23 protein-coding genes are annotated in these 16472 nt (G+C 55.4%); 5 read left to right on the forward strand and 18 right to left on the reverse strand.

Annotation, left to right across the window (positions count from 1 at the left end):
• Positions 1-173: 173 nt before the first annotated feature.
• The 3 genes from LG385_RS24705 to LG385_RS24715 form a co-directional block, all read right to left on the reverse strand.
• The gene (locus LG385_RS24705; protein ID WP_225776461.1) at positions 174-323 is read right to left on the reverse strand and encodes a hypothetical protein; all 150 of its coding nucleotides are present in this window, start codon (positions 321-323) and stop codon (positions 174-176) included.
• 328 nt (positions 324-651) lie between these two features.
• Complete coding sequence (locus LG385_RS24710) at positions 652-873, reverse strand: DUF3717 domain-containing protein (protein ID WP_225776462.1); 222 nt, start codon at positions 871-873, stop codon at positions 652-654.
• Between the two features lie 14 nt (positions 874-887).
• Positions 888-1664, reverse strand: coding sequence for a DUF4942 domain-containing protein (locus LG385_RS24715; RefSeq protein ID WP_225776463.1), 777 nt, complete (start codon positions 1662-1664; stop codon positions 888-890).
• A 1048-nt stretch (positions 1665-2712) separates the two neighbouring features.
• On the opposite strand from LG385_RS24715, the gene LG385_RS24720 reads away from it, so the two are divergent.
• Positions 2713-3372, forward strand: a complete 660-nt coding sequence (locus tag LG385_RS24720) for a hypothetical protein (RefSeq protein ID WP_225776464.1) — start codon at positions 2713-2715, stop codon at positions 3370-3372.
• Positions 3373-3436: 64 nt separating this feature from the next.
• Here the strand turns inward: LG385_RS24720 and LG385_RS24725 are convergent, their stop codons facing one another.
• The 4 genes from LG385_RS24725 to LG385_RS24740 all read right to left on the reverse strand — a co-directional run bounded on the left by LG385_RS24725 (position 3437) and on the right by LG385_RS24740 (position 6379).
• The gene (locus LG385_RS24725) at positions 3437-4054 is read right to left on the reverse strand and encodes a hypothetical protein (RefSeq protein WP_225776465.1); all 618 of its coding nucleotides are present in this window, start codon (positions 4052-4054) and stop codon (positions 3437-3439) included.
• Between the two features lie 190 nt (positions 4055-4244).
• Complete coding sequence (locus tag LG385_RS24730; protein WP_225776466.1) at positions 4245-4520, reverse strand: hypothetical protein; 276 nt, start codon at positions 4518-4520, stop codon at positions 4245-4247.
• Between the two features lie 166 nt (positions 4521-4686).
• Positions 4687-5964 carry a translesion error-prone DNA polymerase V subunit UmuC gene (umuC, locus tag LG385_RS24735; RefSeq protein ID WP_225776467.1) on the reverse strand — a complete coding sequence of 426 codons (1278 nt, stop codon included), beginning with the start codon at positions 5962-5964 and terminating at the stop codon, positions 4687-4689.
• Positions 5948-6379: a LexA family protein gene (locus LG385_RS24740; RefSeq protein WP_225776468.1), complete on the reverse strand. Its 432-nt coding sequence runs from the start codon at positions 6377-6379 to the stop codon at positions 5948-5950. The genes umuC and LG385_RS24740 overlap by 17 nt, the downstream gene beginning before the upstream one ends.
• 97 nt (positions 6380-6476) lie before the next feature.
• Between LG385_RS24740 and LG385_RS24745 the strand changes: the two genes are divergently transcribed.
• Positions 6477-7181, forward strand: a complete 705-nt coding sequence (locus LG385_RS24745; RefSeq protein WP_225776469.1) for an SOS response-associated peptidase family protein — start codon at positions 6477-6479, stop codon at positions 7179-7181.
• A gap of 10 nt (positions 7182-7191) precedes the next feature.
• On the opposite strand, the gene LG385_RS24750 is transcribed toward LG385_RS24745, so the two are convergent.
• The 11 genes from LG385_RS24750 to LG385_RS25870 all read right to left on the reverse strand — a co-directional run bounded on the left by LG385_RS24750 (position 7192) and on the right by LG385_RS25870 (position 15026).
• A complete protein-coding gene (locus tag LG385_RS24750; protein ID WP_225776470.1) occupies positions 7192-7758 on the reverse strand; it encodes a helix-turn-helix domain-containing protein in 567 nt (188 codons plus the stop codon).
• A gap of 484 nt (positions 7759-8242) precedes the next feature.
• A complete protein-coding gene (locus LG385_RS24755; RefSeq protein WP_225776471.1) occupies positions 8243-8680 on the reverse strand; it encodes a GntR family transcriptional regulator in 438 nt (145 codons plus the stop codon).
• A gap of 25 nt (positions 8681-8705) precedes the next feature.
• Complete coding sequence (locus LG385_RS25865) at positions 8706-9095, reverse strand: DUF192 domain-containing protein (protein ID WP_225776510.1); 390 nt, start codon at positions 9093-9095, stop codon at positions 8706-8708.
• A 58-nt stretch (positions 9096-9153) separates the two neighbouring features.
• Positions 9154-10101: a DNA-binding protein gene (locus LG385_RS24765; RefSeq protein WP_225776472.1), complete on the reverse strand. Its 948-nt coding sequence runs from the start codon at positions 10099-10101 to the stop codon at positions 9154-9156.
• 592 nt (positions 10102-10693) lie between these two features.
• Positions 10694-11797 carry a replication initiator protein A gene (locus LG385_RS24770; RefSeq protein ID WP_225776473.1) on the reverse strand — a complete coding sequence of 368 codons (1104 nt, stop codon included), beginning with the start codon at positions 11795-11797 and terminating at the stop codon, positions 10694-10696.
• Complete coding sequence (locus LG385_RS24775) at positions 11794-12456, reverse strand: recombinase family protein (protein WP_318781429.1); 663 nt, start codon at positions 12454-12456, stop codon at positions 11794-11796. The genes LG385_RS24770 and LG385_RS24775 overlap by 4 nt, the downstream gene beginning before the upstream one ends.
• Before the next feature lie 275 nt (positions 12457-12731).
• Positions 12732-13349, reverse strand: a complete 618-nt coding sequence (locus tag LG385_RS24780; RefSeq protein WP_225776475.1) for a hypothetical protein — start codon at positions 13347-13349, stop codon at positions 12732-12734.
• Between the two features lie 4 nt (positions 13350-13353).
• Positions 13354-13584, reverse strand: a complete 231-nt coding sequence (locus LG385_RS24785) for a hypothetical protein (RefSeq protein ID WP_225776476.1) — start codon at positions 13582-13584, stop codon at positions 13354-13356.
• A gap of 102 nt (positions 13585-13686) precedes the next feature.
• The gene (locus LG385_RS24790; protein ID WP_225776477.1) at positions 13687-14001 is read right to left on the reverse strand and encodes a hypothetical protein; all 315 of its coding nucleotides are present in this window, start codon (positions 13999-14001) and stop codon (positions 13687-13689) included.
• Positions 14002-14344: 343 nt separating this feature from the next.
• Complete coding sequence (locus tag LG385_RS24795; protein ID WP_225776478.1) at positions 14345-14773, reverse strand: hypothetical protein; 429 nt, start codon at positions 14771-14773, stop codon at positions 14345-14347.
• A 4-nt stretch (positions 14774-14777) separates the two neighbouring features.
• Entirely contained in the window at positions 14778-15026 is a 249-nt protein-coding gene (locus LG385_RS25870) for an H-NS histone family protein (protein ID WP_263974755.1), read from the reverse strand.
• A 151-nt stretch (positions 15027-15177) separates the two neighbouring features.
• Here LG385_RS25870 and LG385_RS24805 point away from each other — a divergent pair, with 151 nt between their 5' ends.
• From LG385_RS24805 to LG385_RS24815, 3 genes are read left to right on the forward strand one after another with little or no spacing between them, the layout of a single operon-like run.
• A complete protein-coding gene (locus tag LG385_RS24805) occupies positions 15178-15882 on the forward strand; it encodes a lytic transglycosylase domain-containing protein (RefSeq protein WP_225776479.1) in 705 nt (234 codons plus the stop codon).
• Positions 15836-16147 carry a transcriptional regulator gene (locus LG385_RS24810; protein ID WP_225776480.1) on the forward strand — a complete coding sequence of 104 codons (312 nt, stop codon included), beginning with the start codon at positions 15836-15838 and terminating at the stop codon, positions 16145-16147. Before LG385_RS24805 ends, LG385_RS24810 begins: the two co-directional genes overlap by 47 nt.
• Positions 16134-16448: a TrbC/VirB2 family protein gene (locus tag LG385_RS24815; protein WP_225776481.1), complete on the forward strand. Its 315-nt coding sequence runs from the start codon at positions 16134-16136 to the stop codon at positions 16446-16448. Before LG385_RS24810 ends, LG385_RS24815 begins: the two co-directional genes overlap by 14 nt.
• Positions 16449-16472 lie beyond the last annotated feature (24 nt).

Raw genomic sequence — 16472 nt, forward strand, 5'->3', positions numbered from 1 at the left:
CGCGGTTGCCGCCGCAGATTCCAGGTTGCCAGACGTGGTGCGCTGGCAAAGCAATTGTCACGGACAAAACCCAAATAGTCAATTTTTAGTAAAGTATTAGTTTACTAATTGCTACTTGTGTAGTCGGGCATATGCTCTAGTTCGAGGCGAGGAGGGTGCCCGCCAACCACAGCTCAGCGGGCTTGCCGGGTGCAGAGGTGCGCCAGGCCAAAGCCGAGGGCGTACAGGCCTGCCGCCACAGGGAGCACGGCCAGCGCGTAAAGTCCTGCCCAGGAGATGTCGGCGAAATGCTCAAGCAGGCCCAGCGCGTGCAGGGCCGACATTTGAAACGCCACGGGAATCTGCAGCCAGACATATCGCGACTTGGGGTCATCACTACACAGGCCAGCCGCTATGCAAATGACCGTAGGGACCAGATAAAAAAGACTGAAGCATAAGCCTAAGCGGCTGACCTGGATGTTGCGCATTCTATGTGGCGTTCCGTGCTAGCCATAACCAGTGCAGACCTACTGGAATGCAGCACCCTATCGTGAGGGCGGGGGGTATCGGTCATAGCTGTTTTTCCGTGTTCGGTTTCGCGGACGCGAAAACGGCGCCCTGGTACCTCCAAACCCCCAATGAAGGGGGTAGGAGGTGCGAAGGACTCAAATGCTAAGCCGGGGAAGCCCAGCGCTGATACGCTTCCAGGATCGCAGGCGCAACGCCTGCGGTATCAGCCTCCTGAGCCCGATGGTGCAACATGATACCGAACAGGTCTGCCATCAATGATGCGTCCGGGTGCAGACGCCGGCCCGGACCGGTCGAGGGATTGGCATCGCAGCACCGGGCCAAGGCGGTTTGGAGCTGCAGGCGAGTAATGGATTGGGTAGTCATCACTGCATATCCTCTTAGGCATTGCGGCCGTCAGGTAGAGCGCCGTCGGCATAGAACTCGGCGATTTGCTCATTCACCTTTTCAAGTAGGTCCAGGCGTTTGAACTCTAGATGCAGGTTGCCGTTTTTGAAGGCTCTGGCTCGGTAGTAGGCATTCTCAAACACCTCCAGGCCCTCGAAGGCAGCATTCATGCTCGATTCCAGCGCTCGCGGCTGGAACGGCTGCTTATCCAGGGTCAAGAAAACACGGTCTATATCGTTGAGCTGATCGGCTGCCCTGTCGTACCAGATACACAAACCGCGTTTGAACGATGAGCTCACCATGCCCGACATCACAACCTTCCGGCCAATGCGAAACGGCTCAGAAGCATTGGTTCGGTAGTCGTCGGACAGGTACCGGAAAACATTGAAAATACCGCGGCGGAACATGTCCGAGGCTTTCAGCCGCAAGTCGATGAAGGTGGCCCGTATGTTTTCCTCCGTGAAAGCAGGCGGCTTAGGGCTCAGGCCTTTCTCGAATTCGCTTACGGCCTGAGCGTCCATCAGCTGCTTAAAGCCGGTCAGATCGAAAGCACGACGCCACAGGCCGCTGTCGAGCTCATGGCGCACGTCCGGTTCGTCTTCGGGCAGCTGAGCGCCGCGCGGGAGCAGGTACCGCCCAAAGGGCTCTAGGACGCTACTGGCCATCTCGGTGAGGCGCCGGGCGTCAGCAATCAAACGCAGGGCTTCCTCACGGGCTCGAAGCAGATCTTGCAAGGTGGTGGGAAGCGCCAGTTGGGTAAATATGCTCATGGAGTGGGTACCTCAGTTCGCAGAGGGCCTGGAGCGGTTGCCGCCGCTGGGTCCAGGCGGTCAGAGCAGGATGCTTTGACCGGGTTATTGTCTTGCACGGTTAGGCTGAGCCATAGGACGCTAAAAGAACCTCCAACAGCTCAAGGGAGATAGTCGTTTGGTGAGCACCTACCTGCGCAGCATGCGGAATCACCTTGCGGAGTTCCTGCACCTCCGAAACCAGCTTTTCGGACACAACTGGAGAGACATGATCCGCAACGCTCATGCTTACATCATTCGGGGTTGAGCTGAGGTGCTTGGTAGTAGCTGTCATAGGGGCCTCATCACGTCGCAGAGTCGCCTGAGCGGTTGCCGCCGCTGAATCCGGGCGGTCAGAGCAGGATTGCTTTGACGGGTTCATTGTCTCGCATCAGCCCCGCTAAGTCAACTGTATGTACAATGTTATTGTACTATAAATCCAGCTTTGCGCGCTTGACCTTGGGCCTGCTCCGAGTGCACAGGGGGGAGCGGGCATGAACGCTTTTCCAGCGTGGCCGCGCAGCGGACACCGCCCCGCCTCGACGACCTGGAGCACGCAATCACGGGTGGGTCTGCTCGTCGGCGTCGGTTGGTCGCGGTAAGCCCGGGCTGTCCAGAGCCGCGCCGCGTGCCGGGGGACCGTGGAATAACGCAGGCCGCGCAGCGGACAAGGCTATGCCGCGAAAGCCCTTGGCAGGCAAGGCGCGGCGGCGGATAGACCATCAGGGCGGCGCGAACAGCCGGTGCCGGCGAGCTTACCGGGTGAAGGCGAAGGGGAGGGCAAGCCGTCCACCTGGACGGCGCGCAAGCCACCGGCCGGAGGCAAGCGCAGCGCGCAGCCCGGGCGAGGAAGTAAGGAATTGAAAGTCCAAAAAAAGCAAGACCCGTCTTAGAAACTAGGCTATTGCCCACCACGCTAAAAGACAGAAACGCAACGTAGAGCGAATTTTGCCCCAGCGGCAGGTGGCCTATTGTCATCAGAAATGATGACAATATAAGCTCTGTATACCTCCCATCCATGGATTATTGTATGTATCTACGACTCATCCCAATGCTTCTATGTGGTCTTACGGTCGGGTCGGCCTATGCCGAAGACTGCGAGCGCACGGCTTACCTGTATTTAGTGGCGGCCTCACTTAGAGATAAAGGCTGGGATCAGCAAAAAGCTGTCATGAGTGTTCCTTCGATCGCGACCACAGCATCCGACCAAAATATGCTACGAGCGGGTATTCTGACTGCATACACAATTTGGCCCGAAGTGGACAAGGTAGGGATTCGGGACATGGGCCGCGAGGCGTGCGAAACAGAGAATGCAAAGCAGGCAATCGTGCCATCACAGCCAGTAAAACCAGAAGGATTGGTGCAGTTTAGAGAAACAGACGGTAAGCAGTCTATAGTAGGCAAGTGGTACTGCATTGGTGGCGGGTCAAACGGGTATGAGTCTGAATATTTTTCAGACGGAAGTACAACATCTATCTTCAGCCAGAACAGTACTTGGAAAGGAACATGGTCTCTAGATGAAAGTTATCTAACTACGAATCGGCATGAACGTATTTTCCAAGGAGAGACGACGATTGAGGATTCCCAAATGAAGGTAAAGGTCGCCTTTATCCCAAAGAATGCGACTTTTAAAGTTCTTAATAATAGCACCGTAATGTGCGAGCACCGCAATGGGAAATCAGCTTCCTAAGTAGGGGCTGTAAGTATGAGGAAGCAGGGAGCAGCGTACATCCAGTGCTCCTTGCCCTCAATCTTCAATTCCGTATGAAACCAGTCACCTTTTTTGCAGGCGCGGCTTCGAAAGCAGGTGAGCGATCGAAGGCCTCATTTACAAAAGCACGCATGAACTGCTTAACTAACGGCTTCAAGCGTTCATAGGCTTTGTCCAGGTCCTGCAGCTCCATATTTTCAACCCAGCCAGAATATTTCTTAGCAATATCTGCGTCAGCTTTTGACCCCGCATGTTTGATCAGATTATTAAGCATTCTCAATTCATCAACTGCGGCAAAACCTATCAATTTCGTGCAATCAATTTCGTTCTGAGGATCGCCAGAAACTATCTTATCTACTTTTTTCTTTCCCATGTCTGGAAAGGTAGTTTTCAGCACCCTCCTTTTTTGGGTTTCGACATGCCGATACAGGCCCGTTATCGCCAGTGCGTGGCCTAATTTTTTGGCTTCTTCTAATTGATGAAAATCATCTTCTAGACAAGCTTTATAGCCTTCCAAATGATCTTCATTCTCGAAATTCTCTGCACGGATGGCTTCGTACTGTTCACGAATCCGATTTTCGCTTTGGATAGCCGCATAGCTTAGTAAGGAATGAAATTCGTCTAACACATTGAAACTATACATGAGATGGACAGTTCTCATGCTTATTCTAGAATTATAAGATTTTTTAGGAGTAATGCTCACAACCAATGCCTTCTATGATTTAAGGAGCTTCAGGCCATTCATTACTTCATTTTTGCGGTAAAATAATGGTTTCATCGTAGGCACATATTGCTGGCGCCTAGAAACTAGATACCCGCCTTCTCTAACAGGCGGGATCTATTTCTACTGATTATTTTTCTTCTTCAAGGGCTCCAAGCCGTTTCAAGCTCTCTAGCGCTTTCGCACACATGGAGGAGCCCTTACGAGTGCCATCTGAAAGCGCGGCTGCTACAGACTGCACACCAGCCACAAAGCCAAGGGCTTTGCCCAATTCAATGCCATCGACAATGCCCTCATTTCGGCCCTCATTTCGGCCAACTTCCCGGCCAATATCGAACCCTGCACGACCGGCTTTTTCTACCGCATTTTTCGCGTGAAGCTCGTACAGATCGTCATCTGATGCCATGTCCATACCCTCATTGGCCTATGTGAGTACCGCCAGAAAAAGCGGCACGGCCAGCATAGCGTCCGAACAAGCTACCGACCAGTAACGGTGGGGTGAGCGCTTTTCTAGGTGATTCCACTTCATCCAAAAAGCTATCCAATTTGGCCAATTGATTGCACGTAACACGTCAACGAACCGTCATCAGGTCGGCCAGGCGCGTCGTATACGCGCGGCTCAACAGCTCCCGACGCATCTTCCACTCGGGCTCAGATGGCACCGAGGCCAACCGCAAGGTGCCCCGCCCCCATTTGCCGTTTATCTCGTCCAGAACCCCCATGACTTTGGTCGCGCTTGGGGCCTGTACTTCCGCGAATAGATCCTGCGTGTACTCGCCCCGCTGGCGAAGGTCCACCAACATGATTTCCGCCTTGCTGTAGCGGTACCCGGGCCGATACAGCCGCTCAAGGGCCTGAGCCGCAGCCTTGACCATGAGCCGTGTGTCAGCCGTGGGGTAGGGCAGTTCAACGAGCGCTCCGTTGGCATACTTTGCTTCATCCGGGCTGAACATCCCCGTGCGGATGGCCACCCGGATTTTCTTGCAGACCGAACCTTGGTTGCGCATCTTCTCGGCGGCACGCATGGTGTAGCTGGCCACCGCCTGGTGGAGTCCTTCTAAATCCGTCACACGCTGGCCAAACATGCGACTGCAGCAGATTTCCTGTCTGGGCGGGTCAGGTTCATCCAGCTCGAGGCAAGGCGTGCCCGCGAGCTCACGCGCCGTTTTCTCGATGACCACGTTGAACTGCTTGCGTAGTGCCCACGCATTCGCGTGCGCCAGATCCCAGGCAGTGTTGATTCCCATGCCTTGGAAATGCGCCTGCATCCGGCGGCCTACCCCCCACACATCCCCGACTTCGGTTTTTTTCAGCACCCAGTCGCGCACTTCAACGCGGCGAAGGTCCACGACGCCACCCGTGATTTTCTGCCACTTCTTGGCAGCGTGGTTCGCCAGCTTGGCCAAGGTTTTCGTACCGGCAATCCCGACACCGACTGGAATACCGGTGTACTGAAAGACACGCGCCCGGATATCTCGGCCCAGCCGTTCCAGGTCACCTTGCATGCCGGTCAGGTCAGCGAATTTCTCGTCAATCGAGTAGGTTTCGCTGGCCGGCACCATGGACTCAATGACGGTCATCACTCGTTCACTGATGTCGCCGTACAGCGCGTAGTTGCTGCTGAATGCAAGGATGCCGTGCGCACGCAGCTTGTCCTTGATCTGAAAATAGGGCTCGCCCATGCGGATGAAGGGCTTGGCATCTGCGGAGCGCGCTATGACGCAACCGTCGTTGTTTGAAAGAACAACGATGGGTGTCTTGGCCAGGTCCGGGCGAAAGACCCGCTCACAGCTTGCGTAGAAGGAGTTGCAATCGATAAGTGCGAAGACGGGCTCATGCTTTGGGATCATGGCTGCGCACGCTATAGGTTACGACACCCCAGATGGACAGTTCCTCGCCTTCAAGCACATACCGCGCGGGAAAATGCGGATTTTCCGAAGCCAGAATGACCTCATTGCCGCGCCGAATCAGGCGCTTGCACAACGGTTCACCATTGATCGCAGCTATCACAATCTGGTTATGCGCGGGGTCAATGGATCTGTCTACCAGCACCAAATCACCGTCGAAAATGCCCGCACCGACCATGCTGTTCCCTTCGATGCGCACCAGATAGATATGCGGTGCTTTGACGTTCAGCAGCTCGTCCAGGGAAATGCGCTTTTCTATGTGATCGGCCGCTGGCGATGGAAAGCCTGCAGGCACCTTGAAGTCGAAGAGGGACAAAAGAGCGCCCCGAGCGGCCACAGGGCCAAGAATGTGAACCATAGGGGTTGATCCGTTATAGCTGTATTTTTATACAGTAAACGATGTGCCCCCCTCACGGTCAATCAGAAGAAGACCGGCGCGACGCGGAGAACAGCAGATGTGTGGACGGATTGCACAGTACAAGGGCGTTGCCCAATACCTGGAGCGGTTGGATAGCGCTACTCCGATACTGTCCGGGTATGACGATGTACCGCTTGAACGCTACAACGTTGCCCCTAGCACGCGCGTGAAGGTAATCCACCAGTTGGTGAACGGCCTGGTGGTGGCTTCGGTCAAGTGGGGATGGCAGCCCTTCTGGGCGAAAGGGAAAATGCCCCCGCCGATCAATGCCCGAGTCGAGAAAGTGACCCAAGGCAAGTATTTCAAACAGATATGGCCCCACCGGGCTCTGGTAGGCGCTGATGGTTGGTTCGAGTGGGTCAAAGACCCGGCAGACCCGAAACGCAAGCAACCCTTTTTCATTCGCCTACGCAGCACTCAACCGATGTTCATGGCAGCGATTGGACACTTCCCAGAACCAGAAGCTGAGCTGCGGGAGGATGATGGCTTTGTGATCCTTACCGCCGACTCAGCGGGTGGAATGATCGACATTCACGACAGGCGCCCGATCGTGCTCTCAGCGGAGCATGCCAGGGAGTGGGTAGACCCAGATACCAGCCTTGAGCGAGCAGAAGAGCTCGCGCTCCGCCACGGGTTGCCCTCGGAAGCATTCGAGTGGTTTCCCGTGGACAAGGCGGTAGGGAATGTGCGCAATGAGGGCCCTCAGCTGGTGCTTCCGATAGACAAAGGGCCAGGTTTCTGAGGCAAGGAACTCAGGTCAAATCGTGCTCGCGCTCCCGAAGCGCAGGCAGGTCGGGCAGCATATCTTCGAAGGAATCCTGCGCCGGCGGCGATAGGCTCTCACCGGATGGTAACTGCTGCTCGCCAAGCCCCACAGATGGGATGCTCTTGAGCTCACCGGTGCCCAGGTCCACCTGGTCTTCGCTCGAGATCAATACCTGAGCACTGAAGCGGGCGTACTGGAGGTTTTCGCGTTTGTCAGCCCATGCGATGCGGCTGTTCACCACATAAGCCAGCGCGCCGCCACGCTCACTTCCCAAGCGGATCGTCTGAATCCAGCGCTGTTGAATCAGCACCTGCAGGGCGCGCTTGGTAGTGGCCGTTGATACGTTGGTCAATTTGGCCAATGTGGCCTGGCTCGCGATGAGCGCGCCGGTTCTGTCCATGTTGGCTACAAGCACATGCAACAACTGGGCAGCACGCGGTGCCTGGCTGATCAGTTGGGCCAATGCCTCATGGCCGGCCCGCTCCGTTTGTACCCAGGTACCGCGGTCTGCAGGCTGAACCAGCTTACGAACCTCGGGATTGTCTTTGCTCATAGTCAGTACCCAGGTAGTGAACGCTATCGCTCAAGTTTGTCAGTTATCGTGCAAGATTGAGCTTAGGGTAGCTCACCTGATGAGCTAGGGGTAGATCATCCGTGCACGCTATCTAACAAAATTGATTGGTAACGTGCAAGTCTGTCGTCTATCGAGCACTCATGAACTAGGGGTAGATCACGTCAGGGGTAGCTCATAGCTGGTGAGCTACCTTAGCTCATTAACTGTGAGCTACCTTGGGGCGTAGCTGGTGACCTAGGGATAGCTCAACTGGTGAGCTATGGAAGGCCTTGAGAGGCCCGAAAATAGGGGGTTTGAGAGTTGCCGCTCTAAAGTTCTTCAATGGCTGACCCTTCTGTTGTTGCTCAGGGCCTCAAAGTCGCCCGCCGGCGGCGGCTGGTTGAAAGCACAGAACCGGCCCGGCTACGCCTGTTCCGGTTCTGCACTTTCAACCAGCTCAACTGGCTACAGGTAGGGAGGAGAATTAAAACGATGCTTCATGGCCGCAGGCAGCGGGCTCAACCAGCGCAAGCTCAACACGGGCTCTGAATGTCTGTCGTTCTGAATCGTTTTGCAGCTGACGATAATGCTGACAAAGCTGGCCCAGGAGCAGGTCGAGCGAACCCGTGTCAGGTATGGGCTTTGGACTGTTTACAAAACAGCCGCGGTGATCATCACAGTCCACCCGGCCCTCTGCGGCGAGAATGCGCAGTGCTTCCCTGACAGGCATGCGGCTTACCTGGAAGACATCGGCCAATGCCTGTTGGCGGATGTGGGCATCCGGTTTTAAAGCACCTGCCGCAATAGCAGTGCGCAGGGTGACGACAATTGCCTCTCGCGGGTTAACGAGAGGTTGAATGAACGGACGCAGGATAGCCTCAAGGTCGTTTGTTCTAGGTCGTCGCTGTTGACGTTCTGGCATACGTTTGTCCAAGGTAATCGGAAATTTAGCCGGCTGCTTGGGGCCGGTCTCTTACGGAAAAGCAGCTGCTGGAAGCCACCCGCGAAAGTTTCGTGATCCCGTGGGACTCAAGCACTCCAGGGGGTACCTCCAGGACAGCAATGACAGGCCAAACCGAAAAATGAGCCTCATCCGTTTCGGGAGCCATCACTTGGATACTGTGGATCTTGCCGTCTTCACCTATCCAGACACCGGTCAAAGGCTTTGGGGTGTCTTTCATCCAGAAAGCCCGTATCGCGGGTGTGTCCCACACGAACACCATCCCAGGGCCTGGATCAGGAACGTGGGCTAACCCAGCGGCCTGCTCCTCAAGGGTGCGCGCAACCGGTACCTGTAACTCCTGACCGTGATCAAAGGTGACCGTACAGGTATTCATCGCGGCTGAGGCTGAGGCTGATAGCAACCACAGCGCCAGTGCAGCAACGAGTGGGCCGCTAGTCACGGATTTTTCCTTCGCTGACCTGCTGCTTTAGAACCTCGATCTGGCCATGAAGGTTGGCGATGATCTGTTGAGCGCCGCGCTCGGCCTGGCGCGCCTCCAAGGCTTCGGTATCCTTGGCCTGGATGAGTTTTGCCTGGCGCTGGGTTTCCTGGGCTGTATGGGACTTGTGGTCTTTCAGCTCCTGTTCTAGGCGTGCACGTTCAGCTTGTGCGGTACCAATGTCCTTGTCTCGCTCGCTGATTTCCAGGCGAAGCCTTGCGATCACTTCAAGGTCTTCCTCATGGCGCTTCTCCGACGCTTTAACCGATCCGTAAGCCTGCGCTTCATTCTGGCGCGACTCTTCGTATTTGCGACGGGACTCCTCCAGCAAGGCTTTGAGCTCCCGTTCGCGTTCCTCGGACTGCTTGTAAGCCTGTTCTACAGCGACCAGGCGCTCTTGTAATTGGGCGTGGGCAACCTTGCTGGCCTGTTCAGCTTCTTTGCTGGAGGCCAGCTGGGTTTTCAGGCTGGTTACTTCCTCTTCACGGCTCATTAAGCGAGCTTCGATGTCCTCGATCAGATCCGAGGCCTTGAGGATTTCCTGCTCCGCTTGCTGCCGTTGTTCCGAGGCAGTTCGTACAACCTCTGCAACGCGGCTTTCAGCGGTTCTGACAGCACGATCGTTTATCTCGACCACAGCACGCTGAAGGGTCGTAGTCAGCTGCTTCGTCATTTCCTCCAGGTTCTGGGCAACTTCTACGGGCAGCTCAGCAACCTCATGCTGTTCCAGGGTCGGCACCTTCGCCAGGTGCTCCTTCCAGATTTGGCGGATGCGCGCCACGTTCCCCCCGCCCAGTTCGCCACGAATCTTGTACGCAGTCGGAGAGCGCTCTGGATGCTGCTTCTGCAGCCGCTCCCCAACAGCAATGACCTCTTCTTCTGAAAATTCGGGCGGGCGCATGACGAACTCCTTCTGGTAATACCCAATCATAGTTTGTTTGTTCTGTACAAACAAACTAATAAGCTTTGTCTAGCTGGGTATCGACGTGGGGCCACTGATGAGCCGGTTCCTGATCGCTGACTAGCGCAGGCGTAGCCGGAGTCTGTCAGGGAGCAGGGAGTGGCCGCCGCCGGCAGGCAATGGGATTGGTCGCAGATCACTCGGCCCAGGGACGTTAAGTACGTTAAGCCAGTTAAAGACGCGCGCGCGTAGTTACGGTTTCGTAACCAACTGTTTTTAAATGGTTTTTAGACACACTTTATCCATAGAGTGACGAATGCCGTTATCCACAGAGTGACGAACCTTTATCCGTGGAGTGACGAATTGCTATCTGCAGAGTGACGAACCCTGCCCCGCCGAGCCTCCGGGTTTATCCGTAGAGTGACGAATGAAGGGATGCGCCCCCGAGCACGATTATCCGTAGAGTGACGAACGCGCTGAAGGCCTATTGAAATTGCAATTTCAAGGAATAGGGAAAAAGCCACTCAGAAAAAAAACCATGATTTAGGTAAGTAAATCATGGGCTTAGATAGGTTTATCCGCAGAGTGACGATTACTTACGCTCGTTAGCTTTGCGAGCCCTGACGCGTGGTCTGGTACCTGATGCAGTCTCCGCAGGGAGTGCGGCAAGTGCTTGGGTCATGGCTTCAAGACCCGCTTCACTGTGGTTGAAGAACGTCACGGTATCGTCCAGGTGCGAATAGGCGAGGTGATAGCCAGGCAGTGAGCGAGCGTCGATGATCCCGCGTACCGAATGCCTGAATTTGAACAGGGGTTGTCGTGTGCCCACTTTCTTGTGCAGCAGGTCCAGGCCGATCTTCCACCGAGCTTGTTCCCCACAGTGCTTGCGTCCCAGCTCGTACAGGCGTTTTTCGGTGGCCTTGCGTAGTTTGAAATATCCCGGGTCGATGCTGAGCACCTGCAGAGCTAAGGCCGCGTCGTAGGTAAACTTGCTCAGGGTAATGCGCAGCTCTTCGAGCCTGTTGTCTTTGCCCCGGGTCAGGGTTTTCCATTTATCTATGAGGCCAAAGGTTTCCCGCTGCCGTTGGCCTGCCTTACCGGTTGGTACCGTTGTCTTGATCCGGGTTCCGGCGAGTCGGTCCAGGGCCTGCTCGAGGAGGTCATAACCTCTCCCGCTGGTACTTCTGCCCGTGAATTTGAGAATGTCATGCGCGGTGATGCAGACCGTTTCGGAAACCGGTTCGCCGCGGTTCACCGCATCCACGATCTTGGAAACGCAGACCAAGATAATGTCCTTGTCGTGAATGGTCGCCCTGCCCTTCACGGACGGCGTAATTTCAAGCGACGTGCCGTTGTGCTCATACTTGATGATCCGCTGGTCCCCGTCCTCGATCGCGTAAAACGGGTGTTCCATGGTGGCAAGCTCATCACGAGGCGCAGCTGCGCGGCCCGTGGCTATGAACAGATCCAGCTCCTCTTCCAGCCCCTCCTCGGCCTGAACGGCAGGCGCAGCTTTGCGCTTTGCTGGGGGCTTTGCGCGCGGCAGATTGAGCGCGGCTGGGGTTTCGGCGGCCGGCTGGGCTTGCTCCGCTTCATGGCCCTTTAGCGGTTGCGCTTTCTCCTTTTGAATCCGTTCGGCGTGGTGCTCCAGGATCGCTTGGAGTGATCGCGCAGTAATCGGAGCCTTGGATGTCATGCCCTGCCCTCCTTTGCAGCCTGGTTGCCGGCCACCGTATTTTTTTGTTCGGCCATGTAGGAGCTCCATACCCGTTTTACCGTTGTGGTACCACAGCCGAGGATGTCTGCAGTGGCCTTGATCGAGTGGTCACTCTGGCGCAAGGTGATGATTCGCTGATGCAGCTTTACGTCTGCCTGGCGACCCTTGTACTTGCCCGCTTCGCGCGCAAGTTTGATGCCTTCGGCTGTCCTGCGCCGACGTTTTTCCCAGTCAGCCCGCGCCTGATGCAAGGTTATGCGCATCAGCATCTCTTGCATGGCCTCCATCATGATCTTGGGAATACCTTCTTGGCCCTTGGCCACTTCGGAAAGGTCCACTACGCCAGGGATTGCTAACTGGGCACCGGTATCACGGATTTGCTTGATCAGCTCCTCGGACTCGCCTAACTCGCCCCGGGTAAGCCGGTCTATGTCCTCCGCGATCAACACCTCACCTGGTTGCAAATCCTGGATAAGCCGCTGAAGCTCCGGACGATCCATTCGGGTTCCGGTAGCTTTTTCCCTGTAGATATTGGCTATGTAATAGCCCTGGGTCCGAGCGTCATCGACGATGCGTTCCTGCCGTTGCAGGTCTTGGTGGTCAGTGGATACGCGAAGGTAGATGCGGGCGACTTTCACGACTGAGCACCTGTTACGGAAACCCAAGACAGAATCCATTTCGTGAAATCTGATCCGCTGGTGATTGAACCCATTTCTCATCCTCAGAAATTTACCGGCGTCAAGCCCTTTTAGTTTTTTCCGGTGGACCCTTTGGGTATACCCTATGGGTCCACCATAACACGGGTGGACCGAAATAAAAAAGGGTGACCTATACGGGCCACCCTTAAAAAGTCCACTTAAACGGTCTATGCTCTAGTTAAATTCTATCAATCAATATGGAATCATAGCCCCAATCAATAGTTGCTCGGCCTTCCTCGTCCGGCGGCTGGTGAACTGGCCACCGGTGGTTGCGCTGATAGTTTTTTTAGTGGCTCGATGCCCTCCGGCCGTACCCATAGCACCAGTGGTATCAACCGACTAGGTAAGAAGGGCTCAAGTACCTTCGCGATAGCATCGGTATGTTTCTGTACGGTTGGCTGCTGCACTTCGAAAGCGGTAGCAACGTCCTGTTGCTTATGGCCAAGTACCAACACAGCGCGAGCGATAGCGAAGGCGTTTGCCGGGAATGGTTGCTTCCGCCCTTCGGGAACGCCGGTAGGGCAGTCAAGCTTCCATTGGGCAATCGCCTCATCCCATTGCTCCTGGGTGTAGCGCGATCGCTTGGAACTGCCAGAGCCCAGTTCAGGCGCGGCCGGTTGGGAGGAGGGTGGTGCACCTTCGGTGATCGCTTTTTCGATGGCGTTTGTAATCACAGTGATATGGGCAGGGGAAAGGCCATAGTCGTTCGCTACATCTTTGCGCGCCCGGGAAGCCACCAGCCGCGAGTGTGCGACTAGAAGGGATCGTTCAGGGAACGATTGCAGCTTGGGAAGAAGATGCTGCCATTCTGCTTCCGAGTATTTCTGTTTCATTCAGTCAACTCGCCGTATTGTCGCTTTGGAAGTAGGGCGCCCATAGGATAATTGTGCTCGCCCAACATAACACCGCACCGGCGGCGCAATAGGCAATCAGCCCGGTTCGAGGCTTGGATTCGGTCTTTTTCTGGTAGAGCCGTATGGCGCTCTGGGTAAAGAACACTGCTGCTGCAGGATGGATGAATTTGAAGAACCAAAGTGAGTTTGTCAGTGCTGATACAATTTCATCCATAACATCCCCTAGTAGTCCGCCGGATAACGCCCTGGTGCGGTCAGCCGTCTCAGCGATGCCGCGGCGGTGCGAAAAAAACGGGCCGACGGCCCGTTTTCTGTTTTAACGGTTGGTGGTTCGCAACCGCCATCCCCATTCCTCAGCCTCGTTGGATCGACGTATTGCGCGTGCGTCTTCACAGATGCGTCCTGCAAAAACGGCTCCTGGTGAATATAGCTGTCCACCCAGCATGCAACCACGCGGCGCGATCGCCACAGGGCGTGGCTGTTGCGCCTGCGCATCGAGTTTCAGGTTCAAATTGGCGATCTGATTCTGCATGCTCACCATCTTGGCGTTGGTCGCATCGAGTTCGGCTTTGGTAGCACAGCCACCTAACAAGCCCAGGCTCATAGCCAGAAGCGCAATACCCTTGATCATAGTGACCTTACCCTCCCGAATTTCCCAATAATTCCGTCCACTGGGCCTTGGTTCTCATCAGCGCCCTTGCAGCTGTTCAAGAACTGCTCCCGGGCGTCCGAGGTTGCGCTTGCCTTAAACTTTCCGTGCTTTTTCACAACGATGCTGAAGAAGTCGGACATGGGGCCTTTGCACTCCGACTCACTGCCGTCCAAGGTGCTGCCAGCTCCGCCCAACTTGCCGTACATACAAGCCAATGTCTTACAAGGATCCTTGGCCCAGACGGTGTTCGAGAGCAGCGCGGTAGATGAACAAAGGATCCAAACAGTGGCGCGGATCCATTTTCTCGATATACTCGACACCATTAGTTACCTCCGTTGATGGAGTAGTCCAGCTTTCTCAGGCCCTGGGCTAACGCGTCGTAGATGGCTGCAAGGCCAAGGAAAAGCAGTACACCCGCTATGGATAGTCCTACAACCTTCGGATCACGCCACTGGTGCACACCCTGGTACACAAGAACGACCAGTAGTGTCAGTGCGCCGAGCCCGAACGCCACGAACACCTCCCGCCGACACCTCCACAGAACTCGAGCTGCCACCGAAACCAAGGCACCCGTCAGGTTTACTGCTGCGCGCCCTAAGCTGCGGACGACGGCCACTGCGCATACCTTGGGCACTGCTCCCAAGCGGCGCCAAAGCGATGCTTTGGGTACCGGGGTATTCGCCGCCGCCGATAAATCGGTCTGCTGCGATTTCCGTGGCTTTCCTTGTTTCAGCGCTACGACATCACCCATCGCGCTACTCCTCTTCGTTGATCTTGAACTCCTCGAGAGAACGGCCACCCTCCAGGTAGCGCCTGAGCCAATTTGGTCGCTTACCTCGACCTGTCCAGGTCTGAAACGGGTTTGCCGGGTCTCTGTAACGGGGTTTTCCAACCGGCGGTCTTTCTGCCAGGTGTACGAACTCGATACGGTTACTGGGCACCGTTCCATGCCTCTGCTGCTGATTGTTCTTCTCGTCGGCTTCATCGCCTTGGCCGCTTGACATAAACGTCCATACCCTTAGACTAGCTATTAATCATTGAAATTGCAATTTCAGGGGCTAATGGGAAATGCGACATCTAGCGCTAGCCACCCTCGTTTTTGGAGCCGGCATCAGCTGCTCGGCACTGGCTCACGCCGAATTGTCGACCAGTGTGATGGCGTTGGCAAAACGTTGCGCGCCAGGCGTCTCGCCTCTGACGATGGCGTATGTGGTAGCGCATGAATCTGCAAATAACCCTTTTAACCTGAACGTGAACGATGGCAACCGCCTTAAACATGCGCCGCAAACCCGTGCTGAGGCCTTGGCCATCATCAGGGAATGGCAGGCCGAAGGCCGTAATTTTGATGTTGGCCTGGGCATGGTCAATTCTGCGAATTTTTCAAAGCTAGATACAGATGCTGAAAGCCTACTCGACGGCTGCAATAATCTGCAGGCTTCCTCGGTGGTGCTTCGCGGCTGTTATGAACAGGCAGTGCGAGACCACGGGGAAGGACAAAAAGCGCTTAGGCACGCGCTGAGCTGCTACAACACCGGGTCTCAAACTAGAGGGTTTGGGAATGGTTATGTGGCAAGGATCGTGGCCCAAGCCAATACCTTACAAGTCCCTGCGCTAGTAGCAACCGAAGGTAATGGCGATGTACCGGACAAGGATCCTTCCGAGGAGGCGGGCGTTTCGCCTGTGCCGTCAACGCCAACACGATCGCTCGGTACCCCTGATGCGTTCGCAAGAAACGCGCAAGGGGATGCCTTTGAACAGAGTGAACCTGACGCCTTTGAAGCTGCAGCCCGGGGCAATGCCGGAGCAAGGCCTGATGAAAGTCTTCCTGATACAACAAAGAAAACTGGAGGAAATCGGTAAGGACAGAAAGATTTTGTCAGCGTCGATTATTCGTATCGACAAGAAAGTGTGGATGCCTTTGTTCGAAGTCATGACTTCGACAGGCGAAACAGTAACGTGCTCATTGCGCGTACAAGAGCGTGAAGAGGTCAGAACCTGGGCTGATGTGAGGTTATTGGCAGAATTCCTTCACAAAAAACTAGGCATTGAAGAATGCCGATTAGTTTTAAAACAGTGGGACTCGTTCCAACAATCTGAACCTGGAGAAACACATGGTCACTTCTGAAACTCAAACCTCGTTCGTCAAAAAACACGGTCTGTCGGTCTTCTGCGGATTGCTTTACATGGTTTTCTCCGGCTTTGCCTGCGCCGCTGGTGTAGATACCGGTAGTTCCTCCATGACCTCTCTTCAGACCTGGCTGGACACCTGGATTCCACTGGCCGCCACCATCCTGATCGTGGTCACCGCCATTGGCTGGATGGCACACATGGTTCAGATGACCACCGCCGTGCGGTTGGGTCTGGGTCTGATCGTGATCGGTTCGGCGTCCTACCTGGTCAGCCTCTTCGGCCTGACCTCGGCCTGAGTCGAACCTCTTTCAGGGCCTGCG

It is taken from the genome of Pseudomonas sp. Marseille-Q5115, assembly GCF_916618905.1.
Lineage (GTDB): Bacteria > Pseudomonadota > Gammaproteobacteria > Pseudomonadales > Pseudomonadaceae > Aquipseudomonas > Aquipseudomonas japonica_A.